The sequence below is a fragment of the Kocuria sp. 2SI genome (genome assembly GCF_005502825.1).
GTDB lineage: Bacteria > Actinomycetota > Actinomycetes > Actinomycetales > Micrococcaceae > Kocuria > Kocuria palustris.
Genome location: NZ_SCNB01000021.1, coordinates 1 through 26,085 on the forward strand (window position 1 = coordinate 1; position 26,085 = coordinate 26,085).

General features: G+C 70.9%; 20 protein-coding genes and 3 tRNA genes. 13 read left to right on the forward strand and 10 right to left on the reverse strand.

Annotated elements, in window-relative coordinates:
- Window positions 1–118 precede the first annotated feature (118 nt).
- Window positions 119–191 (reverse strand) — tRNA-Arg (locus FFS25_RS10815).
- Between the two features lie 227 nt (window positions 192–418).
- Here FFS25_RS10815 and FFS25_RS10820 point away from each other — a divergent pair.
- Both FFS25_RS10820 and ettA read left to right on the forward strand, forming a co-directional pair.
- A complete protein-coding gene (locus tag FFS25_RS10820) occupies window positions 419–1,018 on the forward strand; it encodes a single-stranded DNA-binding protein (RefSeq protein ID WP_137802928.1) in 600 nt (199 codons plus the stop codon).
- A 185-nt stretch (window positions 1,019–1,203) separates the two neighbouring features.
- A complete protein-coding gene (gene ettA, locus FFS25_RS10825) occupies window positions 1,204–2,886 on the forward strand; it encodes an energy-dependent translational throttle protein EttA (RefSeq protein ID WP_006215133.1) in 1,683 nt (560 codons plus the stop codon).
- A 78-nt stretch (window positions 2,887–2,964) separates the two neighbouring features.
- On the opposite strand, the gene FFS25_RS10830 is transcribed toward ettA, so the two are convergent.
- From FFS25_RS10830 to FFS25_RS10845, 5 genes are read right to left on the reverse strand one after another with little or no spacing between them, the layout of a single operon-like run.
- Window positions 2,965–5,811 (reverse strand): GNAT family N-acetyltransferase, encoded by a 2,847-nt coding sequence (locus tag FFS25_RS10830; RefSeq protein WP_249933871.1) that lies wholly within the window; start codon window positions 5,809–5,811, stop codon window positions 2,965–2,967.
- A complete protein-coding gene (locus FFS25_RS10835) occupies window positions 5,808–7,700 on the reverse strand; it encodes an IucA/IucC family protein (protein WP_249933872.1) in 1,893 nt (630 codons plus the stop codon). Before FFS25_RS10835 ends, FFS25_RS10830 begins: the two co-directional genes overlap by 4 nt.
- Window positions 7,697–8,299 carry a GNAT family N-acetyltransferase gene (locus FFS25_RS13830; protein ID WP_249933873.1) on the reverse strand — a complete coding sequence of 201 codons (603 nt, stop codon included), beginning with the start codon at window positions 8,297–8,299 and terminating at the stop codon, window positions 7,697–7,699. The genes FFS25_RS10835 and FFS25_RS13830 overlap by 4 nt, the downstream gene beginning before the upstream one ends.
- Window positions 8,257–9,684, reverse strand: coding sequence for a lysine N(6)-hydroxylase/L-ornithine N(5)-oxygenase family protein (locus tag FFS25_RS10840; protein WP_249933874.1), 1,428 nt, complete (start codon window positions 9,682–9,684; stop codon window positions 8,257–8,259). The genes FFS25_RS13830 and FFS25_RS10840 overlap by 43 nt, the downstream gene beginning before the upstream one ends.
- On the reverse strand, window positions 9,681–11,237 hold the full coding sequence (locus tag FFS25_RS10845) for a pyridoxal phosphate-dependent decarboxylase family protein (protein ID WP_137802930.1): 1,557 nt from the start codon (window positions 11,235–11,237) through the stop codon (window positions 9,681–9,683). The genes FFS25_RS10840 and FFS25_RS10845 overlap by 4 nt, the downstream gene beginning before the upstream one ends.
- 387 nt (window positions 11,238–11,624) lie before the next feature.
- Between FFS25_RS10845 and FFS25_RS10850 the strand changes: the two genes are divergently transcribed.
- Together FFS25_RS10850 and FFS25_RS10855 are read left to right on the forward strand one after the other, a co-directional pair.
- Entirely contained in the window at window positions 11,625–12,167 is a 543-nt protein-coding gene (locus tag FFS25_RS10850) for a siderophore-interacting protein (protein ID WP_249933875.1), read from the forward strand.
- Window positions 12,164–13,441, forward strand: a complete 1,278-nt coding sequence (locus tag FFS25_RS10855) for an MFS transporter (RefSeq protein ID WP_249933876.1) — start codon at window positions 12,164–12,166, stop codon at window positions 13,439–13,441. The genes FFS25_RS10850 and FFS25_RS10855 overlap by 4 nt, the downstream gene beginning before the upstream one ends.
- Before the next feature lie 97 nt (window positions 13,442–13,538).
- Here the strand turns inward: FFS25_RS10855 and FFS25_RS10860 are convergent, their stop codons facing one another.
- Entirely contained in the window at window positions 13,539–14,387 is an 849-nt protein-coding gene (locus FFS25_RS10860) for an acyl-CoA thioesterase (RefSeq protein WP_058871136.1), read from the reverse strand.
- Window positions 14,388–14,600: 213 nt separating this feature from the next.
- Between FFS25_RS10860 and FFS25_RS10865 the strand changes: the two genes are divergently transcribed.
- Together FFS25_RS10865 and FFS25_RS10870 are read left to right on the forward strand one after the other, a co-directional pair.
- Window positions 14,601–15,107, forward strand: a complete 507-nt coding sequence (locus tag FFS25_RS10865) for an acyl-CoA thioesterase (protein WP_171004180.1) — start codon at window positions 14,601–14,603, stop codon at window positions 15,105–15,107.
- 1 nt (window position 15,108) lies between these two features.
- Window positions 15,109–15,774 carry a DUF8185 domain-containing protein gene (locus FFS25_RS10870; protein ID WP_137802932.1) on the forward strand — a complete coding sequence of 222 codons (666 nt, stop codon included), beginning with the start codon at window positions 15,109–15,111 and terminating at the stop codon, window positions 15,772–15,774.
- A gap of 6 nt (window positions 15,775–15,780) precedes the next feature.
- On the opposite strand, the gene FFS25_RS10875 is transcribed toward FFS25_RS10870, so the two are convergent.
- Both FFS25_RS10875 and pepN read right to left on the reverse strand, forming a co-directional pair.
- Window positions 15,781–16,224 (reverse strand): globin, encoded by a 444-nt coding sequence (locus tag FFS25_RS10875; protein ID WP_137802949.1) that lies wholly within the window; start codon window positions 16,222–16,224, stop codon window positions 15,781–15,783.
- Between the two features lie 287 nt (window positions 16,225–16,511).
- On the reverse strand, window positions 16,512–19,157 hold the full coding sequence (pepN, locus tag FFS25_RS10880) for an aminopeptidase N (protein WP_137802933.1): 2,646 nt from the start codon (window positions 19,155–19,157) through the stop codon (window positions 16,512–16,514).
- A gap of 204 nt (window positions 19,158–19,361) precedes the next feature.
- Here pepN and FFS25_RS10885 point away from each other — a divergent pair, with 204 nt between their 5' ends.
- The gene (locus tag FFS25_RS10885; RefSeq protein WP_006215146.1) at window positions 19,362–19,871 is read left to right on the forward strand and encodes a ribose-5-phosphate isomerase; all 510 of its coding nucleotides are present in this window, start codon (window positions 19,362–19,364) and stop codon (window positions 19,869–19,871) included.
- 3 nt (window positions 19,872–19,874) lie between these two features.
- The gene (locus tag FFS25_RS10890; protein ID WP_137802934.1) at window positions 19,875–20,810 is read left to right on the forward strand and encodes an Fpg/Nei family DNA glycosylase; all 936 of its coding nucleotides are present in this window, start codon (window positions 19,875–19,877) and stop codon (window positions 20,808–20,810) included.
- A gap of 206 nt (window positions 20,811–21,016) precedes the next feature.
- Here FFS25_RS10890 and FFS25_RS10895 read toward each other — a convergent pair.
- Window positions 21,017–21,087, reverse strand: a tRNA-Gly gene (locus FFS25_RS10895).
- Window positions 21,088–21,322: 235 nt separating this feature from the next.
- Here FFS25_RS10895 and FFS25_RS10900 point away from each other — a divergent pair.
- From FFS25_RS10900 to clpX, 5 genes are all read left to right on the forward strand, one after another.
- Window positions 21,323–21,395 (forward strand) — tRNA-Pro (locus FFS25_RS10900).
- Between the two features lie 131 nt (window positions 21,396–21,526).
- On the forward strand, window positions 21,527–22,900 hold the full coding sequence (tig, locus tag FFS25_RS10905; RefSeq protein ID WP_053447237.1) for a trigger factor: 1,374 nt from the start codon (window positions 21,527–21,529) through the stop codon (window positions 22,898–22,900).
- A gap of 209 nt (window positions 22,901–23,109) precedes the next feature.
- Window positions 23,110–23,739 carry a ClpP family protease gene (locus tag FFS25_RS10910; protein ID WP_006215149.1) on the forward strand — a complete coding sequence of 210 codons (630 nt, stop codon included), beginning with the start codon at window positions 23,110–23,112 and terminating at the stop codon, window positions 23,737–23,739.
- Window positions 23,740–23,789: 50 nt separating this feature from the next.
- Complete coding sequence (locus FFS25_RS10915) at window positions 23,790–24,476, forward strand: ATP-dependent Clp protease proteolytic subunit (RefSeq protein ID WP_006215150.1); 687 nt, start codon at window positions 23,790–23,792, stop codon at window positions 24,474–24,476.
- 270 nt (window positions 24,477–24,746) lie between these two features.
- Entirely contained in the window at window positions 24,747–26,033 is a 1,287-nt protein-coding gene (gene clpX / locus FFS25_RS10920) for an ATP-dependent Clp protease ATP-binding subunit ClpX (protein WP_137802935.1), read from the forward strand.
- Window positions 26,034–26,085: the final 52 nt, after the last annotated feature.

The window sequence follows — 26,085 nt, forward strand, 5'->3', positions numbered from 1 at the left end:
CTGAACCCACGCCCCGACCGGAACACCCCCACGGCCTCGACGGAGAAAACGAACCCATACGAAAAAAGCCTGAGCCGCGACATCGTCTGTCAACGATGTCGCGACTCAGGACAAGAAGTGCCCCGGGAGGGATTCGAACCCCCGACCAAGAGATTAGAAGGCTCCTGCTCTATCCCCTGAGCTACCGAGGCGGGCGCGGAACAGCTTATCGAACAGCTCGCGCCGACCGTGCACCCTGCCTCCACAGCAACAAGATCCGGGCTTGTGCCTGCAGATGCCCCCAGATGCGTCGGCGCCGCCGCCGGGGGCGGGGCATGGCGGTCCAGTCTGAGCGGACTCCGGGGCGCTGCCCGCACGAGCAGGCTCCGGCGACCATCGGCCGAGCGGCTCGTCTCGGCCCTCACCATCAGGAGTTGCCATGTTCGACACCCTCACGGTCCGCGGCTTCGCCGCCACCAAGCCCGATCTCCGCAATCTTCCCGACGGCACTCCGGTGGCGTCGTTCCGCCTGGCCTCGACCCCGCGGCGCTTCGACACCGAGTCGAACTCCTGGGTCGATGTGGGCCCCACCAACTGGTACACCGTGACCTGCTTCCGGCGGCTGGCGGCGAATGCGGCGTCGTCGCTGAAGGTCGGCGACGCCGTGCTCGTGATGGGCCGGCTGCGCCTTCGGCCCTGGACCACCAAGGAGGGGCAGGAGCGGCTGACCGTCGAGATCGACGCGACGGCCCTGGGCCCGGACCTGGCGCTGGGCACTGCCACCTACAAGCGCTCCGGTGCCGGTTCCGACAGCTCGCGCGGCGAGGGCTCGGACGCCTCGCAGCACAGCGACGACTGGGGCGACGGGTCCCGCTCGGTCGACCCCATGACCGGCGAGATCCTCGACGACGGGAACGACGAGCACGACGGCCGCGACGGCTCCGGCTCCGATGCCGGGGGCAGCTCCGAGGACGCGCATTCGTGGGAGGGCGATCCGCAGGAGCTGCTGGCCGGTGCCGGGCAGGGATCCTCCTCCTGAGTCGGTGTGCGGACAGCAGGTCCGTGCCGGGTCTGCAGGGCGCTCGCGGCGCCTCCCGCTTGGGTGCTCTCAGGGGCAGGGGAGGCGCCGCCGGGGTGCGGAGCCCGGCCGAGGGGACTGGACCCTGGGCAGATGCTCAGGCGGTGTGGCTCCGGCTGGCGTCCCCGACGGGTAACCTGAGGGCCATGGCTGAATTCATCTACACCATGAACAAGGCCCGCAAGAAGGTGGGCGACAAGGTCATCCTCGATGACGTCACGATGTCGTTCTACCCAGGCGCCAAGATCGGTGTCGTGGGTCCCAACGGCGCGGGCAAGTCCACCATCCTCAAGATCATGGCGGGGCTCGACGAGCCCTCCAACGGCGAGGCCCGTCTCTCACCCGGCTACTCCGTGGGCATCCTCCAGCAAGAGCCCCCGCTGAACGAGGACAAGACCGTCCTCGGCAACGTGGAGGAGGGCGTCGGCGAGATCAAGGCCAAGCTCGACCGCTTCAACGCCATCTCCGAGGAGATGGCCCAGCCGGACGCGGACTTCGACGCCCTCATGGAGGAGATGGGATCCCTCCAGACGGACATCGACGCCGCGAACGCCTGGGATCTCGACTCCCAGCTGGCCCAGGCCATGGACGCCCTGCAGTGCCCTCCCGGCGACGCCGACGTGAAGAACCTCTCCGGAGGTGAGCGCCGCCGCGTGGCGCTGTGCAAGCTGCTGCTGGAGAAGCCCGACCTGCTGCTGCTGGACGAGCCCACCAACCACCTGGACGCCGAGTCCGTGCTGTGGCTCGAGCAGCATCTGGCCGCCTACCACGGCGCCGTGCTGGCCGTGACCCACGACCGCTACTTCCTGGATCACGTGGCGGAATGGATCTGCGAGGTCGACCGCGGCCGCCTGTACCCCTACGAGGGCAACTACTCCACCTACCTGGACACCAAGGCCAAGCGCATGGAGGTCCAGGGCAAGAAGGACGCCAAGCAGGCAAAGCGCCTCAAGGACGAGCTCGAGTGGGTGCGCTCCAACGCCAAGGGCCGCCAGACCAAGTCCAAGTCGCGTCTGGCGCGCTACGAGGAGATGGCCGCCGAGGCCGAGAAGACCCGGAAGCTGGACTTCGAGGAGATCCAGATCCCGCCCGGACCGCGTCTGGGCAACCTGGTCATCGAGGCCAAGGACCTGCAGAAGGGCTTCGGCGACCGCTCGCTGATCTCGGATCTGTCCTTCACCCTGCCCCGCAACGGCATCGTCGGCGTGATCGGCCCCAACGGCGTCGGCAAGTCCACGCTGTTCAAGACCATCGTGGGCAAGGAGCCGATCGACGGCGGCGAGCTGCGCATCGGCGACTCCGTGAAGATCTCCTACGTGGATCAGAATCGCGAGAACATCGACTCCGAGAAGTCGCTGTGGGAGGTCGTCTCCGACGGCCTGGACTACATCCACGTCGGCCAGGTCGAGATGCCCTCGCGCGCCTACGTCTCCGCGTTCGGCTTCAAGGGCCCGGACCAGCAGAAGAAGGCCGGCGTCCTCTCCGGCGGTGAGCGCAACCGCCTGAACCTGGCGCTGACCCTCAAGCAGGGAGGCAACCTCCTGCTGCTGGATGAGCCCACCAACGACCTCGATGTCGAGACCCTGGGCTCTCTGGAGAACGCGCTGCTCGACTTCCCGGGCTGCGCCGTGGTCATCTCCCACGACCGCTGGTTCCTGGACCGGGTGGCCACCCACATCCTGGCGTGGGAGGGCACCGAGGAGAACCCGGACAACTGGTACTGGTTCGAGGGCAACTTCGAGTCCTACGAGGAGAACAAGATCGAGCGCCTCGGCGAGGAGGCAGCCCGCCCGGGCCGCATGACCCACCGCCGTCTCACGCGCGACTGAGCTGCTCTGCCGCGGCCCTCGCACCGCGCCTCGAGGGCCCGTCGTCATCCTGCACCGGATGACGACGGGCCCTCGTCATCATGTGCGCTGGTTCGGATCAGCCGCGGCACCGCCCCTGGCTCGGGCGCCCTGCAGAGCCTCGCGAGCCAGGAAGGCAAGCTGGGCGGTCTTGTCCGGAAGCCGGATGTGCGTGCCGAGCTCGAAGCCGGTGCGCTGCATCCTCCGCACCGCTCGCCAGTTCGAGGCATCGGGCTCGGCGACCACGCGCCGGGTAGCGGGGTCGGCGAAGAGGAACTGCGCCAGCGACTCCGCCAGGGCAGAGGTCAATCCGGGCTGCGGCCGCCGGGCCGGGGCGAGCAGCAGGTGCATGCCCAAATCCCCGGCCCGCGGCAGATAGGCCCCGCCGATGGGGTCGGCGTGCGGCTGATAGGTCTGCAGCAGCCCCAGGGGGCGGTCCTCGAGCTCGAGGACCCAGGCGTGGTGGCTGTCGGAGGCTGCGATCTCGGCGTAGATCGCCGAGACCGTCTCCGCGTCCAGTCCTCCCATGCCCCAGAAGACGGCGCGCGGTGAGCTGACCCAGCCGTGCAGCAGCTCGGCATCGGCCAGGGGATCCACCGGTCGCAGGCTCAGCAGGGGAGCGTCGGGGCCGAACCCGGGGGCACCGGTGGACTCCTCTGCGGAAGCGCCGACCGGAGCCTCGGACGTGACCTGCGCGGCAGGACGGCGCAGGTGCAGGCCTCCCAGCGGGTGCGGACGGTCAGTGGACGCCGGAGCCCCAGGCGGCACCCACGGCAGCGCCTGATCGATCTCGCCTGCCGCCCACCGATCGAGCGGTCGCGAGCCCAGCTGGCCGCGGTCCACGGGGTCCGGGGTGATCCATGCCGAGGCGGCCGGGTGCGCCAGATCCCACAGCACCCGCGCCGAGGGCACACGAGCGCAGCCTGCGCCCAGGCCCGGCAGCACGCCTGCGGCCAGCAGCGCATCGGAATCCCCGCCGACGGGCACGGGAGCGAAGGGCAGCAGCTGGTCGCAGGCCCTCCACGGGGCGAAGGCGTGCTGCACTCCCCACGGGGAGCCGGACGGCCCGTCCAGCTGCGCCGCGAGCTCCTCGAGCGCCGCCTCGGCGCAGGGGCCGGGATCCAGCCCCAGCCCCGGGCCGAGGGTGACGATCGACTCGAGGGCCAGCCCCACCCGAGGGGTGGTCCCGAGCAGGGGATCCCACAGGGGCGGCAGGCCCGTGGCGCCGCGCAGCGGCTCGAGCGCCGGATGGCCCGCGAGGTGCCGGGCCAGCAGATCCCGCCACTGGGCCGCGTGCGCGGCGACGACGGAGTCCGCGGCCATCTCCCCGTCCCACTCGAGCAGCTCCTGGCGCAGGGCCTCGACCTCCGATCCTGCAACGGGACTGGACGAGCCGGCGGTGCGATCCGCGCAGGGGCCGGCGGCGGGATCGACGGTCCCGCCGGCGTCGTCGTCGGAGTCCTTCTGCGCGTCAGCCGGAGCGAGCAGCGCGTGCACCAGACCCAGCAGGGACGACGAGCGCGTGTCCAGCTGGGCGCTGAGCAGGTCCTCCGCCGAGATCGCACCGCTGTCCGCGAGCGCCTGGCGCAGCAGGTGCTCTGCGCGCCGGGCGCGATGGGGAGGGGCGCACCCCAGGACGGATCCGGCCGCGATGGGATCCGGGGGCCGCTGATTGGCGCGGACGAGCAGGTCGTCGACGTCGCGGGGCTCGGGCAGCGGGCGCGAGGCCGCACCGATCACGGCGTGCACGCACCTGCCCCTCGTGTCGGCCGCGACCAGGTCGTTGACGGGCACCGCCCAGCCCTGTGCCGCGGCCAGGACATCGGCAGCGGTGCCGGCGCCGAGCAGAGTGCGGCAGGCGCTGAGGGCCGTGGCCGCAGAGCTTGGCGACAGCTGCTCGGCTGCCGTGCGCACGACCAGCACGGACGCGGTGCCGCCCTCGGGCAGGTCCGACAGTGCAGCCTCTCGCTCGCTGCTGCCGGGCAGGACCCGACCCTGGCGGCAGCGACGAATCACGCGCAGTGCGCCGGTGCTGTCCCGGAACCCGGACTCGATGAGAGGCTCACCGGTCTGCTGCTGGACCAGCTGCCCGCCACAGCGCACCACGGTGATCTCGGCGAGCTGCTCCGTCACGGCCATCGAGGCGGTGATCGCCCATGCCGCTGATTCCGTGCGCCCGAAGTGGGGGGCGCCCGGCAGGCCCACCAGCGCCAAGCCCCGAACGCGCACACCGGGGCACGACAGGCACACCGGCTGGTAGGGCCCAGACTCCTCGACGATCCGGTGCGGGTCGGCCGCGATCATCGGGGCGCCGGAGGCGCTGAGCCGCCCCGGCACCAGCCACGCATTGGATCCGGCCGTGCGGGGGCTCTCCGCGTCCAGGGCGTCGAGCCACTGCGCTCCGAGCTGCCGGCGCACCCGGTGGCGCCACAGCTGCTCCGGCAGACTTCCCGCCAGCAGATGAACGTCCAGGTGCACCGCGATCGGCGTCCACGGCTGCCAGGGCCGGGGCGGACGATGACCGAGGCCCAGGGACTGCACCTCGGCGCTTGCTGCCCAGGCCTGCGACAGCTGCGAGCTGACCCCGCGCGCGTAGCCGGCCAGGAACACGCGGTCCTGAGACCCGGCGGCCTCCCACCAGGACCGCGCCGTCTCCTCGATGCCGAGGGCGGCGCTGAGATGGTCGCCGTCGTCGTGCTCCGGGCCCAGCAGATGCCCGCTGCGGGATTCGGCCCGGGTGCGCAGGACCTCCAGCTGCCACACCCGGTCGCGGGCGGTCACGGCCCCGTGACCGAAGGCCAGCGCCTCGAGGTCGCGCGCCTGGACGTGCGGCACGCCGTGCGGGTCGCGGAACACGGCCCACCCGTCGCCGGAGAGCTCGCAGCCGTGCGGATCCGGATCGGTCATGGGCGGCTCGCCGCCTCGTCCCGGCACTCGACCTCGACGCCGGCCGGACTTCCGATCTCGTCCGAGGTGGGGCCGACGCCGCGGAACTGCGCCAGCGGATTGCGGATCCGCCCCACGAGGATCTGGGAGCCCAACGGGTCCGTGAGGCTCACCATGGACTGCGGGTCGCGCAGCTGGAGGCGGTTGAGGCACGAGTGGGCGAAGTCTTCGCGGAAGAGATCGTGACCGCGCCACAGCTCGGGATGGGCCGCACGGTGCTCGTCGAGCACCTCGGCGGCCGCGCCCCAGAACCGCTGCTCGTCCAGAACGCCGTCGGCGTGCAGCAGCGCACCCAGGTGACGCAGCACCCCGTCCAGGACGTCGGTGTGCACGGACAGCTCCTGGGACTCCGGCTCGATCAGGGTGCGGATGCGCTCGATCTGCGGAGGCAGGGGCTGATCATCCATCACGGCGATCTCCTCGCCGAGGTCCTTCCAGAACGCGCCGACCGGCAGGCCGTCCTGCAGGCGCAGGATCACGTTCTCGCCGTGGGGCATCAGCGCGATCGAGCGCGAGAGCACGAGATGCGCGACGGGCAGCAGGTAGACCTTCAGCAGAGCACGGATCCACGTGTCGGCATCGACCCCGCTGCGCTCGATCCAGGCGCGCGCCAGCGGCACGCCGTCGCGATCGGTGTGCAGGACCCCGGCGAGGCTGGCGGCCTGCTCCCCGGGGGCCAGCCGAGCGACCGGGGATTCCCGCCACAGCGCGGCCAGCTGCTTGGTGTGATCGCTGCGCAGCCCCGAGCGGTGCTGGGCATCGCCCACCCATCCCACGGCGCTGCGCTCGCGCAGGACCTCCACGCCGCACTCCCTGAGGACGGGGTCGGCCGAGACGATGTCGTCGAGCCAGTCGCTGATGGCGGGCATGGCCTCCATGTAGGCCGGCGAGAGCCCGCGCAGGAAGCCCATCGAGTGCACGCCCAGCGCGGTCTTGGCGTAGTCGCGGGCCGGATCGTCCATGTCCAGGAAGGTCCGCACGGACTGCTGGGCGCGCCAGCGGTGCTCGCTGGGGCCCACCAGGATCAGATCCCGGCTCAGGACGTCCGGCAGCATGCCGGGCAGGATGCGGTGCTCCCACTGCCAGGGGTGCAGGGGGATCGGCGTGTAGTCCTGCGGGTCCTCGCCCGCCTCCCGCACGGCAGCGCGGAAGCGCTCCTCCTCCGGGTCCAGCAGGTGAAGCTCCATGTGCTCGCGGTCGTCCATCTCGCGGCCGAGCGAGAGGACGCAGCCGCTGCGGCGGGCGGCGAGCCACACCAGCGGGGTCGGCTCCGTGGCCTCGGGCGCCCACCGCTCCTGCTGGGCGGCGCCGAAGCCGATCCGGCCGGAGCTGGCGACGAATCCGGGGTGGCCCTCGTGCAGATGCTGCTCGACGAGCTTCAGGGGGCTCCCGGCGAGCTCGCGTGAGCTCGGTGCGGGTCGGGCCTGACGCCGGGCGGAGGTGAGCTGTGTGGCGGAGAGGTCCTCCAGGTACAGCGGCAGCACCCGGTCGGTGAGCTCGAGGACCTCGCGCAGATCCAGGATCGCCTGCTGGGCGTCGAGATCGCGAGGCGCTGAGCCGGGGCGGCCATCGTCGTCCAGGCGCTGGATCGACGACGGATCCACTCGCCAGTGCTCCATCGGGTGGCGGCTCGCGCGGAAGCGCCAGCGCGGCGTGCCGGTGTGATCGTCCACGACCCAACCCCCCGCCTCCGGACGCGGCGCGAGGATGCGCTCGTGGGCGAACTCCGCGAACAGCTTGGCCAGGGTGAGCCGCTGCAGCTGCTCGGCGCCCTCGGCATCCAGGTTCGGGGCAGGCGTGGGTCCGGCGGAGCTCGCGGTCTCGGCTCCGGTCAGGGCGGTCTCGGTCATCGGGGATCCTCCTCGCTTGCGGGATCGACGGTCAGGGTGCCGGCCGACGGGCGCTCGGAAGCCGTGGTGCACTCGGACGTCTCGGGCGCTGCGTCGGCCGCGGTGCGCTCGCGCACGGACAGGCAGGCGGTCTTCTCCGGCAGCTCGAGGGGTCCGAGCTCTCGGAAGCCGGCGCTGCGGTTCACGGCGCGGATCGCATGGTTGGTCTCGTCCGGCTCCACGACGACGCGCTGGACGGACGGGTCGCTGAACAGCAGCCGCAGGGCCGCCGCCATGACGGCCGAGGACGTCCCGGGCACCGGATCCTGGGCCGGGACCATGAAGAAGTGCAGCCCGACGTCGCCGTCGCGCACGCACCAGTGCTCGGCCAGCGGGCTGCGTGCGGGGTCGTAGGTCTCCACGAAGCCGCGCCGCACCGGATGCTCGGGATCCGAGGCCACGATCTCCTCGACGAGCCAGGCATCCGTGTCATCGGCGCGCTCGATCGCCTCGAAGACCTCTCGGATCCGCTCGGGGCTTGCGCCGACGAGATCCCAGGCCCTGGCCCGAGGCCGGCTCAGCCACTCGTGCAGCGCGGCGCCGTCGCGCTGCGGGTCCACCGGACGAAGCATGAAGCGGCGCCCGTCGATCTCGGCGCAGAACGGCTGGGCCTCGGCGGTGCGGGGGCCCCAGTGCTGCTGGGGCAGGCGGCCGAAGCTCTGGAACATGGTCCGCGCTCCGTCCGATACGGCTGCCGACCGGTGACGTGGCCCAGGACGATCGCATTGCGCAGCGCGCCCATGCCGAGATCCGGGGCGGTCAGGGCGTGGGTGTGCTCGGTGTGGTTGAGCACGTGCAGGGTGCCGTCGGAGCTGGCTCGGTGCCATCGGTCCGGGCTCAGGCGTCCTGCTCCGTCCAGGCTGAGCTGAGCGCGCACGGGCTCCAGCCACGGCAGGGGAGCAGGGACGTAGCCGGTGCCGGCCACGACCGCGTCCGTCACGGTCTCGCGGCTGCGCCCGGTCTCGATCGAGCGCCAGGTCAGCAGCGTCCGGGTGTCGTGCGGGGCGGCGGCCACCAGCTCGGTCGCAGCCAGAAGACGCACCGGGGCACGCCCGCCGGCCGCGCGGCGGACGTGCAGCGCCTCGTAGATGCGGGTGATCGTCTCTGCCGAGATGCCGCGGTGCAGCTGCGGCTGGGCGCGGTTGATCGCATCCCGCTGATCCTCCGGAAGGCCCCGGAAGTGATCCAGGTATTCGGGGGAGGTCAGCTCGAGCGAGAGCTCGGAGTACTCCATGGGGTAGAAGCGCGGGGAGCGGGTCACCCAGTCCACGGCCGGGCCGTGGGGATCCTCGAGCAGGTCGACGACGACCTCTGCGGCCGACTGCCCCGATCCCAGCACGGTGACATGATCCTGCCCGTGCAGCCGGTCCTGGTGGGCCAGGTAGTCGCCGGCGTGCAGGACCGCATCGCCCGCAGGATCCAGCGCCTTCGGCTGGGTGGGGATCTTGCCGGCCCCGACCACGAGGTGGCGGGTCCACCAGAGCTGCTCGAGACCGTCGTCGTCGCGGGAGCGGACCTGCCAGGCCCCGGAGCCGGAAGGGCGACGGACCTCGAGGACGTCCTGGCCCCAGTGCAGTCCCGGGAGGCGGGAGGCGGCCCAGCGGCAGTACGCGTTGTAGTCGCGTCGCAGCGGATAGAAGGACTCGCGCACGTAGAAGGAGTAGAGCTGCCCCGTCTCCTTGAGCCAGTTCAGGAACGAGTGCTCGGAGGTGGGATCGGCCATGGTCACCAGGTCCGCCAGGAAGGGGACCTGCAGCGTCGCGTCCTCGAAGAGCAGCCCGGGATGCCAGTCGAAGCCAGGTCTGCGGTCCAGGAAGGCGGCGCGCACGTCCGGCAGGGGATCGGCCAGGCAGGCCAGCCCCAGGCCGAAAGGCCCGAGGCCCACGCACAGCAGGTCCAGCGGCTCGTCTGCGGAGCCCGTCTCGGCGGTGGAGCGCATGGTCATCGGATCCTCTCTGCGGTCTGGGCCATGTCGGGATGCGGCTGCGCAGCGCGCTCGACGAGCACGGCCTCCCCGGCCCGGTGGACGTCGTCCAGGACGGCGCGCAGGTCACTGAGCTGCGCGGCGGGGTTCAGCAGAGTGAGCTTGAGGCAGCGCTGACCATCGACCACGGTCTCGGCGACCGTGGAGGAGGCCTCGTCCCACACTCGGCGCCGCACTGGGCGCACGAGAGCCTGCGGGGCCGAGCCGTCCAGGGGCAGCCAGCGGAACAGCACCGTGGACAGCGACGGCTGCGCGATCAGCTCGAAGCGCGGATCGGCCGTGATCTCCCGGGCCGTCTCCTGGGCCAGGGCGCAGCAGCGATCGAAGAGCTCGCCGATCCGCTCCGGGCCCATGGCGCGCAGGGTCGTCCACAGCTCGAGCGCATCGAAGCGCCGTGTGGTCTGCAGGGAGCGGTCCACCTGGTTGGGCTCCGGGGTGTCGGCCGGATTCAGGTAGTCGGCGTGATGCGTGCAGTGCCGCAGCGTGCGGGGATCGCGCACGATCACGGCCGAGCAGGACACCGGCTGGAACCAGGACTTGTGGAAGTCGATGGTCACCGAATCGGCCTGCTCGATGCCCGCCAGGCGCTCCCGCTGAGTCGTCGAGGCCAGCAGGCCGCCGCCGTAGGCGGCGTCGACGTGCAGCCAGGTCCCGGCCTCGGCGCACAGCTGGGCGATCCGCTCGAGCGGGTCGATGGCACCGCGGTCCGTGGTCCCGGCGGTCGCCACGACGGCGGCCGGGACCAGGCCCTGGGCGCGCAGATCCTCCAGTGCGAGCTCGAGGGCCTCGGGAAGCATGCGGCCGTCGTCGTCGACGGGCACCTGGACCACGGCATCGTCGTCCAGGCCCAGGATGTGCGCTGCGGTGAGCACCGAGAAGTGGCTCTGCTCGGAGGCCAGCAGCCGCAGCCGAGCCGCGCGCACGGGCCGGGGCTCGGCTCGCGGGGTCGCCCCGGAGCGCTCGGGCGCCTCGTCCCGGGCAAGCATGAGCGCCTGCAGGGTCGAGGTCGTGCCGCCGGGGGTGAACATGCCGTCGGCGCCGTCGGAGAAGCCGATGCGCTGCGCGGTCCAGGCCAGCAGCCGCCGCTCGATCAGGGTGGCCGAGGTCGACTGGTCCCAGGTGTCCACCGAGGTGTTCACGATCGCGGCCATGGTCTCGGCAGCCACGGCGGGCACGGCCACCGGGCAGTTGAGGTGGGCGGCAGTGCGCGGCAGATGGAACCACACGGCGTGGCGCAGCCAGAGCTCGTCGAGCTCGCCGAGCGCCGAGTCGAGATCCCCGAGCGGCCGGTCGAGGTCGATCGGGTCGATCAGGGCGGCGAGGTCGTCGAATCCGGCGGGGGAGTGCGCCGCGCCTGCCTCGGCGAGACGGGCCGAGGAGGTGCGCGCAGCGGAGGCGACGGCTTCGCGCAGCTGCGGGGCCGTGGCAGCGGCGAGCAGCTCGCGCTGCGCGGATGCCGGGACGGCCGGGGGCCGGCAGATTGTGGAATCGGCGGGATCGGGGGCTGGGGGCATGGAGCAGACTGCCTTTCGCCGTGGTCCTCGAGGGGACCGGTGGGACACGGGTCGTCACGATCGGGGGACACGGGGTGTTCCTCCGGCCGCAACGAATAGTGAGGTTAGCCTAATCTTCCTGAGTGGCCGCTCACTGCGAGCTGGCCGAACCGGCAGAACCCAGCGGGAGAGGGAGCATGGCGAGGATAGAGAGTGCCGTGGTGCGTGCCATGGGGTCGATGGAGACCAAGCTCACAGTTCTGGGGCGGGAGGAGATCGCGCCGTCGTACCTGCGGCTGGAGCTGGATGACGGCGGACTGCTGGCCCGCAGGGCCCCGCACCCGACCATGTGGCTGCGGCTGTGGTTCGCCGAGGGGAGGCCGGGACCACCAGCGGGCCTACACCCTGGTGGATCCCGATGTCGACGCCGGCCGGTTCAGCCTGGAGTTCGCCATGCACGAGGGCGCGGCCAGCGACTGGGCGCGCGAGTGCCGTCCCGGCGACACGATCCGAGCGTCGCTGCTGGGCAGCAAGCCGCCCTGGGCGCCCCGCGGTCGTCGCGCGCGGAAGGCCGTGGACCCAGACGTCCCGTTCAGCGGTCGGACGATCGTCATCGGCGACTCGGCAGCGCTGCCCGCGATGAACTCGCTGCTCGAATCGCTGGGCGAGGCTCCGGCAGAGGTCTGGCTCGAGCACAGGCTGCCCGAGGACCGGCAGCTGCCGCTGCACCTGGGGCCGAATGCGGAAGGCCACAGGGTGCACCGCAGCGACGAGAGCACCGGGGTGCGCGCCGTCCTGGAGAGCCGCTGGTCGCAGCAGCCGCCGAGCCCGCAGGATCGCTACTGGATCGCGCTCGAGGCCCGCGACACCCGTGGAGTGTCGTCGATGCTGCGCGCTCACGGCATGGGCCGCGAGGCGATCGAGGCCACGGCATATTGGAGGAGCGCATGAGCCGGGCGAGGACCGCGAGCACCCCGAGGGCCTCCGTCGCGCGGCCGCACGTGGCCGCAGGGCTGTGGAGCCTGCTCTGGGCGCTGTACACCACCCAGTTCATCGGGGCGTCGTTCATCAGCACCGGCCTCACCGGGATCCTGCGCAGCGGCGGGGTGGACCTGGCGATGCTGGGCCTGCTCCAGCTGCTCGGGCTGATCTGGCCGCTGAAGATCCTGTGGGCGCCGCTCGTGGACCGCTGGAGCCCCGCACGGGCGGCGGGCCATCATCGAGCCTGGCTGATCCTGCTGCAGTCGCTGATGGCCCTCAGCCTCCTGGGCCTGGCGCTGATCGGCGACCCGGTCGCCCGGCTGGGCCCGGTGGCCGTGCTCGCCGGGCTGTTCGTGCTGTTCTCCGCCACGCAGGACATCGCCGCCGACGCGCTGTCCGTGCGTCAGCTGCCCGAGGACAGGCACGACGACGGCGCCGGTGTCCAGGTGGCCGCCAGCTACGTCGGCACGGTGATCGGCGGCGGGCTGGCGCTGGTCGTGCACGACCAGTGGGGCTGGCGCGCGGCCGTCGTGCTGCTGGTGCTGTGCACCGCTGCGGCCATGATCCCCGTGCTGCGCTGCCGGGAGCCGGAGCGCGAGGACCTCGCGCACGTCCGGTTGCGCCTGCGCGATGTCGTGGGCGTGCTGGCACAGCCGGGAGCCCGGCTGTGGGGCCTGGGCGCCATCCCGCTGGTGGCCATGGGCTCGGCGGGCATGTGGTCGCTGGTGACCCCCATCCTCACCGACGCCGGCTGGTCGCTGAGCCGGATCGGGCTCACCACCTCCGTGCTGGCCTCTATCCCGGCCCTGGGTGCCGGCCTGCTGGCCGGGCGCCTGATGGGCCGATGGGGACGGGCTCCGATCATGGGTCTGGGGGCGGGCGTCCAGCTGCTGGGCGGTCTTCTCCTGCTGCCGCTCGTGCTGGGCTCAGGCGCCTCCGTGACCGAGGGGGCGGCAGCCGTCCTCGGCGCCTGCCTGATCCTGGCGGGCTACACCGTGGCGAACACCGGCATGTACGCCGTCAACCTGGATCTCTCGCGCCCTGACCATGCCGGGACCGACTTCACGCTGCTGAGCAGCCTCAACATGCTCGCCGGGACGATCGGGGCCTGGGCCGGACTCACGGTCGCGGCGTTCACCGGCTACCCGATCTCCCTGCTCCTCGGCCTGGTCGTGGCCGCCGCCGGGATCCTCACCGCACAGCGGCATCAGCGGGTCTGGGGTCGAGCGGCAGCCCGCGGCTGAGCTCCCGTCTCCGGTAGGGGAATCGACGCAGGTTCCGAGCGGATGCTGCCAGCCGAGTCGCGGCTGGCAGCATCCGCCCCTTCCGCAGCCCTCGTCCTCAGTCCGCGAACTCGGGCAGTCGCATCATGCCCTCCTGCATGGTGGTGGCCACCAGGTTCCCGTCGCGGTCGAACATGCGGCCCTCACCGAGCGCGCGGGCTCCGGAGGCCGACGGGGAGCTCTGCACGTAGAGCAGCCATTCGTCGGCGCGAGCCGGGCGATGCCACCACATGGCGTGATCCAGCGAGGCCACGGACATGCCCTTCTGGGTCCACACCCTGCCGTGGCGGCGCAGCGCGGGCTCGAGCATCACGTAGTCGGAGACGTAGGCCAGTGCGGCATGGTGCAACTGAGGGTCATCGGGCAGGCGGCTGTGGGTGCGCACCCACACGGCGTTGAACGGCTGGCGATCCTCGTCCGGGGCCAGGTAGATCGGCTGGGTGATGTAGCGGATGTCGAACGGGCGCTCGATCACCGAGCGGGCCGCCGACAGCGGCACGCCCTCCAGCAGCGTCTCGGCGGTGGGCAGGGACTCCGGATCCGGCATGCCCTGCGGCATCCGGTCCTGGTGCTCCAGGCCCTCGGCGGGCTCCTGGAACGAGCAGATCCCGGAGAAGATCGTGCTGCCGGACTGGTAGGCATGCACGCGCCGGGTGGAGAACGAGCGGCCGTCGCGCATGCGCTCCACACCGAACGTGATCGGCTCGTCGATGTCTCCGGCGCGCAGGAAGTAGGCGTGCATCGAGTGGATGCGCCGCGACGGCTCCTCGACCGTCCTCCCCGCCGCGATCACGGACTGCGCCAGCACCTGGCCGCCGTAGACGGCCCGGCGCATGGCCGACAGGGTGCGTCCCACGAAGATGTCCTCGTGGGTGCGGGCCCCGCCGCCATCGGCCAGCTGGAGCATGTCGATCAGATCCTGCGTGCGACGGGCAGGATCCTTGGTGGGCTCCTCGCCACCGGTTCCGGTCCCCGTGCCGGTGGACGGGGAAGCGGGCGGCACAGCGGAGGAGGGGCGGCTGCGATCGCTGGAGGACTGGGTCATGGGCCCACTCTATGCGCGGGCGCAGCGGGATCGGATGAGCCTCGGGCGTCGTGCCCGTGTGCTTCCATGGGAGGCATGAGCTCCCTGAGGATCCCCGTGCAGATGCGCTTCGGCGACATCGATTCGTACGGCCACGCCAACAACGTCATCCAGCTGCAGTACTTCGAGGAAGCGCGAGTGCGTCTCAGCGAGTCGACTCTGGAGGGCGTCCCCGGTGTGCCGGGGGGCGTGACGTTCCGGGAGCTCGTGGGGCAGCGCCTGACCGTGATCGGGCGCCAGGAGGTCGAGTACCTGGCGCAGCTGCACTACCGCACCTCCGAGATCGAGGTGGAGGTGTGGGCCTCCCACATCGGCACGAGCTCCTATGTGCTCAACTACAGGCTCCAGGACGCGGGCGGCGGGACCGTCTACGCGATCGCCCAGTCCACGACCGTCGAGATCGACGCCAGGACCGGCCGCCCGGAGGCATTCGGCCCGGAGCAGCGCGCCTTCCTGGAGCACTGCAGCGGGGATCCGATCGTCTTCGGCCGCCGTCCGTCCGAGACCGCAGCCCACGAGGGCTCGGACGCTCAGGAGGCGTGAGATGGGACGTTCGCTGCGCCTGCAGGACCGGGAGTCCGTCGAGGACGTCGGCACATACCTGAGCCGAGCCCGGGCGGTCGATGCCGAAGGAGCCGTGCGGTTCCAGGCCGTCGGCGGTGCCGTGGGGATCTGGACCTGCGCCCTGGCCAAGCAGGGGCTGCTCGACTCCACGCCCACGGTGCTCGGGCTGCGCACCGCCGGACTGTCCGAGGCCTCCGAGCTCGACGTCGTGGTGTCGCTGGCGGCCGTGCTGGACCGGATCCCGCGCGCGGATCAGGACGACACCCTGCTGGGCCTGCCGCCTCATGACGCCCACGCGGCCTGGGCCGGGATCTCGCCGTCGCTGTCGGGCTGGGAGACCGTTGCGGCAACCCCGGCCCCGGAGCTCGTGCGCGCGGCCCGCGACGGCATCGAGGAGGTCGTGCGCACCGTGCCCACGGACTCCGGGCAGGAGATCGTCGACCGCGTGCGCTCGCAGGTCTGGGGCCGGGTCTCGGAGTGGGGGCAGACTCCCGGTCACGCCGTGGACGTGCCGGTCGGGGCGGCGTTCGCCGCCTGGTCCCTGGGCTTCCTGCGCGCCGACGACGACTCCGAGGTCCCGGTGGCCGTGCACGGCTCCTGGGCGCGGCTGGCGTGTCCCGGCGGGTTCGTGCTGATCCGCCGCTGAGGACGATCAGCCGGGGCTGTTGACGAGCGAGTGCGCCGCGCGCTCCAGGTAGTCCCACAGGACGCCCTCGTGCATGGGGGACAGCTCCAGCGTCTCCACGGCGGCGCGCATGTGCTTCAGCCAGGTGTCGCGGGCCCAGGTGTCCACCGTGAAGGGCATGTGCCGCATGCGCAGGCGCGGGTGGCCCCGCTCCTGCGAGTACGTGCTCGGCCCGCCCCAGTACTGCTCCAGGAACATTCGCAGCCGACGCTCGGCGGGACCCAGGTCCTGCTCCGGATACATGGAGCGGAAGCGCTCGTCCTCGGCCACCCGGGCGTAGAACTCGCGGGTGAGCTTGGCGAACGTCTCGTGCCCGCCGATCTCGTCGTAGAACGACGAGCTGCGCGAGGAGTCCGCGCCCTGCTCGCCGGAGCCTGAGCCCGAGCCGGAGCTGCGCTGCGGGCGGCGCATGGCCGACAGCGGGCGGCCCACCGGGATCAGGCGCGCATCGGCAGGAGCCTCCGGCGCCGTCGGCTGCTGAGCGGGGTCGGGGACGGGCGCCGATACGTGCGGAGCCTGACCGGTCGAAGCCCCGTCGCCGACTGCCTGCGGGGCCGCCTCGCCCGTCGAGGGATCCTCACGGTCGTCGGAGTCTCGGGGTGCGCTGGGCTCGGGCATGCTGGCCTCCTCGGGGTCGCCGGACACGGGGTCCTGTGCTGCAGGGTGCTGTGCTGCGGACAGCGTGGGGTCGGAGCGCGTCATTCCATGGTGGTGCGCGGTGCGGGCGTGCGCTTGGCGGCCTCGGCATCGGCAAGAGAGGTGAGATCGGGCTCGTGCACGCCGGGGGATGCCGGGTGGGCGGCGTCGACCTCCTGTGCGGCCACGGCCCGCACCACGCGGTCCCGACCCTCCAGGGCCAGGCGGCGCAGGCCGTTGAGGTCCTCGGGGATCTGAGCGATGAACTCATCGGCGGCATCCACTGTGGCCTGGACTGCCGTGCGCGGGAACAGGCCCACCGCGATCTGCTCGGCGAGCTCGTGCGAGCGCGTGCGGTAGATGTCGGTGACCTGCTCGAAGTAGCGCTGCGTGTAAGGGGCGAGCAGCTGCGGATCCTGGGTCTTGCGGAACCCGGCGATCGCGGCGGCCTGCAGCGAGTTGGGCATGGTGCCCTCCTCGACGACGGCCCGCCAGGTCTCGGCCTTGGCCTCCGGCGTGGGGATCGCGGCCCGGGCCGAGGAGGCCGAGATGGCCCCGTGCTCGGTGTTGTCCGCCTGCAGCGCGGCGTCGATGTCAGCGGTGCCGGCGCGGCCGCCCGCGGCCAGGCTGATCAGCAGCGACCAGCTCAGGTCGTCGTCGATCTCCAGGCCCTCGAGCCGGACCTGACCGGAGCGCAGCTGCTGGACCAGGTCCAGATGCTCCTCGGTCGAGGCGCGGCGGGCGAAGGCGCTGACGAACTGCAGCTGATGATCCGAGCCGGGTGCCGCCTTCTCGGCGAGCTCCCAGAGGCGGGTGGCGGCATCGTGGTCAGTGGCCTGTCGCGCTCCCGCAGCCACGTACGAGTCCAGGACCTGGTCCAGCCGGCGCAGCTGCAGGTTCACGGTGGTGGAGTCGGACTCCTGTCCGATGTTGTTCAGCACGGTGTCCACGTAGGCGCGGGCCGGGGTCACGCCGTCGTGCACGCCGTCCCAGGCGGCCTGCCACACGAGGGCGCGCGGCAGCGAGTCCGCGAAGTCCTTGAGGTGCTCGGCCGCGGTGTCCTGCGAGCACTCGTCCAGGCGGATCTTGGCGTAGGCCAGGTCGTCGTCGTTGAGCAGGATCAGGTCGGGGGCATCGCGCCCCACGAGCTCGGGGACCTCGGTGAGCGCGCCGTCGATGTCGAGCTCGTGGCGGTGGGTGCGCTGCAGCAGCCCGGTCGCGGAGTCGACGTCGTAGAACCCGACCGCAAGGCGGTGCGGGCGCAGGGTCGGCAGCTGCTCAGGGGCGGTCTGCTCGATCGCGAACGAGGTGATGACACTGTCGTCGTCGCGCTCGACCCGAGGGATCAGGGTGTTGACCCCTGCGGTCTCCAGCCAGCGCTGCGACCAGTCCTTGAGATCGCGACCCGAGGCCTTCTCGAGCTCGACCAGCAGGTCCTTCAGCTCGGCATTGGCCCAGCCGTGGGCCTGGAAGTAGGTGCGCAGCCCGGCCATGAACTCCGGCTGGCCCACCCAGGCCACGAGCTGCTTGAGCACGGAGGCGCCCTTGGCGTAGGTGATGCCGTCGAAGTTGACGAGCACGTCCTCCAAATCTGCGATCTCGGCCTTGATCGGGTGCGTGGTGGGCAGCTGGTCCTGCTCGAAGCCCCACGACTTCTCCCCGGAGGCGAAGATCGTCCAGGCGCCCTCCACATCCGTGGCCTGCGCGCTGGCCAGGGTCGAGGCGTACTCGGCGAAGGACTCGTTGAGCCACAGGTCGTTCCACCAGCGCATGGTCACGAGATTGCCGAACCACATGTGCGCCAGCTCATGCAGGATCGTGATGACGCGGCGGTCGCGGCGGGCCTGCGTCGGCTTGGAGCGGAACACGTAGGACTCCACGAAGGTCACAGCGCCCGCGTTCTCCATGGCCCCCGCGTTGAACTGCGGGACGTAGAGCTGGTCGTACTTCTCGAACGGGTACGGGGTGTCGAACTGGGCCTCGTAGAACTCGAAGCCCTGCTTGGTGATGCGGAACATCTCCTCGGCATCGACGTGGTCCATCAGCGACTTGCGGGCGAAGACGCCCAGCGGGATGGTGCGGCCGTCGCTGGAGATCAGCTCGTCGCGCACGACCTCGTACGGGCCGGCCACGAGTGCGGTGATGTACGGCGGCAGCACGGGGGTGGGGGCGAAGGCCCAGGTGCCCTTGTCGCCTTCGACGACGGGCCCCGGGGTGGGCTGGTTCGACACGACCTGCCAGTGCGCCGGTGCGGTCACCGTGAAGGCGAAGCGGGACTTCAGGTCCGGCTGCTCGAACACCGGGAACATGCGCCGCGTGTCGGCGACCTCGAACTGCGAGTACAGGTAGACCTCGCCGTCGGCGGGGTCCACGAAGCGGTGCAGGCCCTCGCCGGTGTTCGTGTACGCCATGGTGGAGGCGATGACGAGCTCGTTGTCCTCGGCGAGATCCGGCAGCTGGATGCGCAAGCCATCGGAGACCTCCGCCGGATCCAGCTCCCGGCCGTTGAGGCGCACGGAGGACACGGAGGCCGTGAAGGCGTCGATGAAGCTGTGCGAACCCGGCTCCCGGCACGTGAAGCGGACGGTCGTGAGCGCCTCGAAGGTCTCGTCGCCGGTCGTCAGGTCCAGCACGACGTCGTAGGAGGCGACCTCGAGGGCGGCGGCGCGCTGGGCGGCCTCCGCGCGGGTCAGGTTCTTTCCGGGCACGGTCGGGTCCTTTCCGGACGGTTCTCCACTTGCGGTGCGGGCGGCGGCTCATCAGGGCATCTTCGCGCTGACTGGGGGAAGGGCCTCCCGGGCGTTCTGCCCATGATGCCATGCGCCTCGCACGTCGCAGCAGGCGATTAGGCTGGGGCCGCATCTGGGGCGCGGTCCGTGCGCCCGTCGAGAACTCGAGGAGCTGAAACGCTAATGCGCGTGCACATCGCCACGGATCATGCCGGAATGGAGCTGTCCCAGTACCTGGTCGAACAGCTCTCGCAGCGCGGATTCGAGATGATCGATCACGGCCCCGAGGTCTATGACGCCCTGGATGACTACCCCTCTTTCTGCATCCACGCCGCGCAGGCTGTGATCGAGGACCGCCAGGCCGGGATGGACTCCCTGGGCATCGTGCTGGGCGGCTCCGGCAACGGCGAGCAGATGGCGGCCAACAAGGTCACTGGCATCCGCGCCGCGCTGGCCTGGTCGCTCGACACAGCCAAGCTGGCCCGGGAGCACAACGACGCCCAGGTCGTGGCGCTCGGGGGACGCCAGCACACCCGGGAGGAGGGCCTCGAGATCGTGCTCGCCTTCCTGAACGAGCCGTTCTCCGGCGACGAGCGCCACGTGCGCCGCATCGCCCAGATCGAGGAGTTCGAGCGCACCGGGAGGGTCGTCGGCCACTACGACGCCGTGACCGCCCGCGCCTATCGGGGCTGACCCGTGCCGGAAGGGCACTCGGTCCACCGCCTGGCCACTCAGCTCGGCGACGTCTTCGGCGGGCAGGCTCTGGTCGTGTCCAGTCCGCAGGGTCGCTTCTCTGACGGCGCCGCCATGCTCGACGGCCGGCGGCTGGTGTCCTCGCGCGCTCACGGCAAGCAGCTGTTCCTGGAGCTGGCGGCCCCGGATGATCCCTCCGACGTCCTGATCATGCGCTCGCACCTGGGCATCTACGGCGCCTGGGGCTTCGCGGGAGATTCCGAGTTCTCCGCCGCCTCCAGCATCGGGGCTCCGCGCCGGCTGGGGGAGCGCGAGTCGGAGGACTCCCTCCAGTCCGTGGAGCACGATGACGACGGCCGCGTGATCCCCGATCCGCCCGTGGGCGCCGTGCGAGTGCGCCTGGTCGGAGACCACGGCTGGGCCGATCTGCGCGGACCCGCGCTGTGCACGGTGGAGAGCCCGGACGAAGCGGCAGCAGCTGAGGCGAAGCTCGGTCCCGATCCGCTGGATCCAGATGCCGACCCGGCTGCCTTCTGCGAGCGTGCGGCCCGCAGCCGTCGTCCGATCGCCGTGCTGCTCATGGAGCAGGACATGATCGCCGGCGTGGGCAACATCTTCCGCGCCGAGTCGCTGTTCCGGCAGGGCGTGGATCCGTTCCTGCCGGGGGTCTCGGCCTCCGAGGAGACGCTCGAGGCGCTGTGGAGCGAGAACGTGGAGCTCATGCGCACCGGCGTGCGACTGGGACGGATCATCACCACGGATCCGTCGGACCGCCCCGGGATCGACGAGGCCGAAGCCTGGCCCGAGCAGGCCAACTACGTCTACGGCCGAGCCGGCCTGCCCTGCCGTCGCTGCGGCACGACGGTGCAGCGCCAGCAGCTGGCCGGGCGCGCGCTGTTCTGGTGCCCGAGCTGCCAGCCGCCGGTCTCACCCCGCTGAGGCCGCAGCAGCGCACGCGATCGACGCTGATCGGGTGCCGAAGTGCGGCCTGGACCACCCGAACGAGTGTACGGTGCCATCTCCTGGTGAGCTGGCGACAGATCTGCGCCTCCTCAGCGCTGAGGGGCTGCAGATCTGTCACCAGCCGGCAGAGCGACGACGAGGGCCCCGGCGATCTGCTGATCGCCGGGGCCCTCGATTCTGTGAGGGGATGACGGGAATCGAACCCGCGTAATCTGTTTGGAAGACAGAGGCTCTACCATTGAGCTACATCCCCGCGCATGCGTCGACGGCATCGGATCCGACGAGCACGAGCGACGATGAAACTACCCCACGCAGACCACCTCGGCAAACCGCGCGGAGCCCCCGCGGGTGCGGCATGACGGTGCGTGCGGCTAGACTCGTGCGATGTCCGCGCCCAGGCGCGGGCACCGCGGACGGTCAGCGGACCCCGCAGCGTGTGCCACCGGCTCCAGCCGGGTCCCTCCGGCAGCGCGCGGCCCGCACGCCCACGGGGTGTAGCGCAGTGGCTAGCGCGCCTGCTTTGGGAGCAGGAGATCGCAGGTTCGAGTCCTGTCACCCCGACGCCTGTCCCCGTCGCCGTGCTGTGCGCGGTGCACGGGGACGCCGTCCGTGCCTGCGGCCCAGTGACGGTCCGCAGGCCGAGCAGACATCGCATCATCACCGATCCGAATCCACTGAGGAGTGCATCGCCAGTGCAGAGCACCGTCGAGAAAGTCAGCCCCACCCAGGCCAAGATCGAGCTGGAGATCCCGTTCGCGGAGCTCAAGCCGTACCTCGATCGCACCTACAAGTCCCTGGCTGATCAGATCCAGGTGCCGGGCTTCCGCAAGGGCAAGGTCCCCTCGAAGCTGATCGAGCAGCGCGTGGGCTACGACTTCGTCGTGGAGAACGCCCTCCAGGAGGGCATGGACTCCTTCTTCCAGCAGGCCCTGGCGGAGAACGAGCTCACCCCGATCGCCCAGCCCAAGCTCGAGGTCACCCAGCAGCCCTCCTCCGAGGACCGCGAGGCGGACGTCAAGGCGACCGTCGACGTCACCGTGCGCCCGGAGATCGAGCTGCCTGAGTACAAGGGCCTGACCGTCGAGGTCGAGGCGCGTGACGCCGAGGACGCCGACGAGACCGAGGCCCTCGACGAGCTGCGCGGCCGCTTCGGCACCCTGAAGAGCATCGACCGCCCGGCCGCCGACGGCGACTTCGTGACCCTGGATCTCCAGGCACTGGTCGACGGCGAGGAGGTCGACGCCGCGAACGACCTGTCGTACCAGATCGGCTCGGGCAACATGCTCGAGGGCATGGACGAGGCCATCCTGGGCCTGTCCGCCGACGAGGACGCCACCTTCGAGACCAAGCTGGCCGGCGGCGAGCACTCCGGCGAGGACGCCACCGTCAAGGTCAAGGTCACCGCTGTCAAGGAGCGCGAGCTGCCCGAGGCCGACGACGACTTCGCCCAGATGGCCTCGGAGTTCGACACCATCGAGGAGCTGCGCGCCGACCTGAAGAAGCAGGCCGCCGACTCCGTGGTCGTCGATCAGGGCATCGAGGCCCGTGACAAGGTCCTCGACAAGCTCGTGGAGCTCGTCGAGATCGAGGTCCCGGAGTCCATCATCGAGGACCAGCTCGAGCAGCACTTCAACAACCCGAACGCCGAGGCCGGGCACGACACCCCGGAGCACCGCGACGAGGTCCGCGACAACGCCCGTGCGGCGTTCCGCAACGAGATCATCCTGGACGCCGTCGCCGACGCCGAGGAGATCGGCGTGGAGCAGTCCGAGCTGATCGACTACATCGTCACCACGTCGCAGCAGTACGGCATGGACCCGAACCAGTTCGCCCAGATGCTCGACGGCTCCGGCCAGGCCGGGATGATGGTCGGCGAGGTCCGTCGTCGCAAGGCCCTGGCCAAGGTCCTCGAGTACGCGACCGTCTCCGACTCGAACGGCAAGCCCGTCGACCTGTCCGACTTCGTGAAGCCGGCCAACGAGACCGCGGAGGAGGCCTCCGAGGCCGCCGCCTCGGACGCTGCTGTCGAGGCCGACGAGATCGTCGAGCCGAACGACGGCAAGTGATCCGATCCCGGTGAGCGCCTCCTGAGGGAAGCCCGCCCCGGGCCCAGCGTACGGCGCCCCGTCCGATCGGACGGGGCGCCGTCGTCGTCGCGGAGATCCGCGGGCCCGCGACAGCCATCAGCGAACATTGCCGCCGAGCTCCCCGCGCGGCCCCGCCGCCGGATTAGTGTCGGAGGCAATCAGAACGACCCCGAGAAGAGGACGCACCCATGACTTCGTCGCAGCCGCGAATGGAGACCACGCCCGGCCCCATGGGCCAGGACGACTACGTCTACAACCGCCTGCTCCGCGAGCGCATCATCTGGCTCGGCTCGCAGGTCGAGGACCGCAACGCGAACCTGATCTGCTCGCAGATGCTCCTGCTGTCCGCGGAGGACCCCGAGGCGGACATCTACCTCTACATCAACTCCCCGGGCGGCTCGGTGACCGCCGGCATGGCGATCTACGACACCATGCAGCTCATCCCGAACGACGTCGTGACCGTGGCCACCGGCCTGGCCGCGTCCATGGGGCAGTTCCTGCTGTCGTCGGGCACGCCCGGCAAGCGCTACGCCACGCCGAACACCCGCATCCTCATGCACCAGCCCTCGGGCGGCATGGGCGGCACGGCCTCGGACGTGCGCGTGCAGGCCGAGCTGATCATGGACATGAAGAAGCGCCTGGCCCAGCTCACGGCCGAGCAGACCGGTCAGAGCATCGAGAGGATCCTCGAGGACAACGACCGCGACAACTGGTTCACGGCGGAGCGGGGCCTGGAGTACGGCTTCTTCGACCACATCGCCGCGAACGCCTCGGGCGTCTCCGGGGGCGGCGGCACCCGCAAGGACACCGAGTCCTGAGCCCGCAGCCCACGCCCGCTGATCTTCCGAAGGAACCGAGGATGACTTCCATGCACAACCACCAGGCCATGGCCGCCGCCTACGGCGCCGGCTCCGCGGCATCCCACATGCCCTCCTCCCGCTACGTCCTGCCGGACTTCGAGGAGCGCACTCCCTACGGCTACCGCCGTCAGAACCCGTACACCAAGCTGTTCGAGGACCGCATCGTCTTCCTGGGCGTCCAGGTCGACGACGCCTCCGCCGACGACGTCATGGCGCAGCTGCTCGTGCTCGAGGCCCAGGACTCGGACCGCGACATCACCATGTACATCAACTCGCCGGGCGGCTCGTTCACGGCCATGACGGCCATCTACGACACCATGCAGTTCATCCGCCCCGAGATCCAGACCGTGTGCCTGGGCCAGGCGGCCTCGGCCGCCTCGGTGCTGCTGGCCGCCGGCACCCCGGGCAAGCGCCTGGCGCTGCCGAACGCCCGCGTGCTGATCCATCAGCCGGCCATGCAGGGCCAGGGCGGCGGACAGGCCTCGGACATCGAGATCCAGGCCAACGAGATCGTGCGCATGCGCTCGTGGCTCGAGGACACCATGGCGGTGCACACCGGCAAGTCCTCCGAGCAGATCAACCGCGACATCGAGCGCGACAAGATCCTCACGGCCGCAGAGGCCAAGGACTACGGGATCGTGGATCACGTCCTGGAGTCGCGCAAGGCGGTCAAGCCCAAGACCGTCACCCCGTGACACCACGGGATCGGCCGAAGGGCTGATCCTCCGGCGGGAGGGCGAGGCGCACGCAGGCGCCTCGCCCTCCCGCCGTCTCATCGCCTCGAGCCCCGGTCGGCCCATGACGGGCGCGGCGACGTCCGCCGAGCGGGCGGACACTCAGGCGCAGTCATGTTGTTGGGCGGGTCGTCGCCCCTCGCGTATCGTGGAAGCGTCAGCGCCGACCGGCGCTCATCGTCGTGCGCCCTCACTCGGGGCGTCGGCAGCACCCGGCAGAAGGAGAGCCCCATGGCCCGCATCGGCGAGAGCGCTGACCTGCTCAAGTGCTCCTTCTGCGGCAAGTCCCAGAAGCAGGTCCGCAAGCTCATCGCGGGCCCCGGCGTCTACATCTGCGACGAGTGCATCGAGCTGTGCAACGAGATCATCGAGGAGGAGCTGACGGAGACCGTCGGCCAGGAGGACTCCTCGCTGCCCACGCCGCGTGAGATCTACGACCACCTCCAGCAGTTCGTGATCGGCCAGGACCCTGCCAAGCGGGCGCTATCCGTGGCCGTCTACAACCACTACAAGCGGGTGCGCGCCTCCCAGGAGGGCCGCCCGCTCCAGCTGGCCACCGACGAGGGCGACGAGTCCGTCGAGATCGCCAAGTCCAACATCCTGCTGGTGGGCCCCACGGGCTCCGGCAAGACGTACCTGGCGCAGTCGCTGGCCCGCAAGCTCAACGTCCCGTTCGCCGTGGCGGATGCAACCTCGCTGACCGAGGCCGGCTACGTGGGCGAGGACGTCGAGAACATCCTGCTCAAGCTGATCCAGGCCGCCGACTTCGACATCAAGCGCGCCGAGTCCGGGATCATCTACATCGACGAGATCGACAAGATCTCCCGCAAGTCGGAGAACCCGTCGATCACCCGCGACGTCTCCGGCGAGGGCGTCCAGCAGGCCCTGCTGAAGATCCTCGAGGGCACCGTGGCCTCGGTGCCGCCGCAGGGCGGGCGCAAGCACCCCCAGCAGGAGTTCATCCAGATCGACACCACGAACGTCCTGTTCATCGTGGCGGGGGCGTTCGCCGGGCTCGACGAGATCGTGGAATCCCGCGCCGGCAAGACCTCGATCGGATTCGGCGCTCCGGTGGAGCAGATCCTCAATCCGCAGAAGGCCATGCACTCCGGCACCGTGCTGCCGGAGGACCTGCTGAAGTTCGGTCTGATCCCGGAGTTCATCGGCCGCCTGCCGATCATCGCCGCGCTGGACGAGCTGACCACCGATGATCTCGTGCGCATCCTGCGCGAGCCCAAGAATGCACTGCTCAAGCAATACCGCAAGATGTTCGAGCTCGACGGCGTGGAGCTCAGCTTCACCGACGAGGCCCTCACCGCGATCGCGCAGAAGGCGGACGAGCGCGGCACCGGCGCCCGCGGCCTGCGCGCCATCATGGAGGAGGTCCTGCTCCCCGTGATGTTCGATCTGCCCACTCTCGAGGATGCGGCTCAGGTGATCGTCGAGGCCGAGTGCGTCACCGACGGCGTGGAGCCCCAGATCCTCATGGCCCCGGACGAGGAGTCCAAGTCCGCCTGAGCCTGAGCTGATCCCCGGTGTGCGGGGAGCGGACCCAGTCTCCGGATCGTGC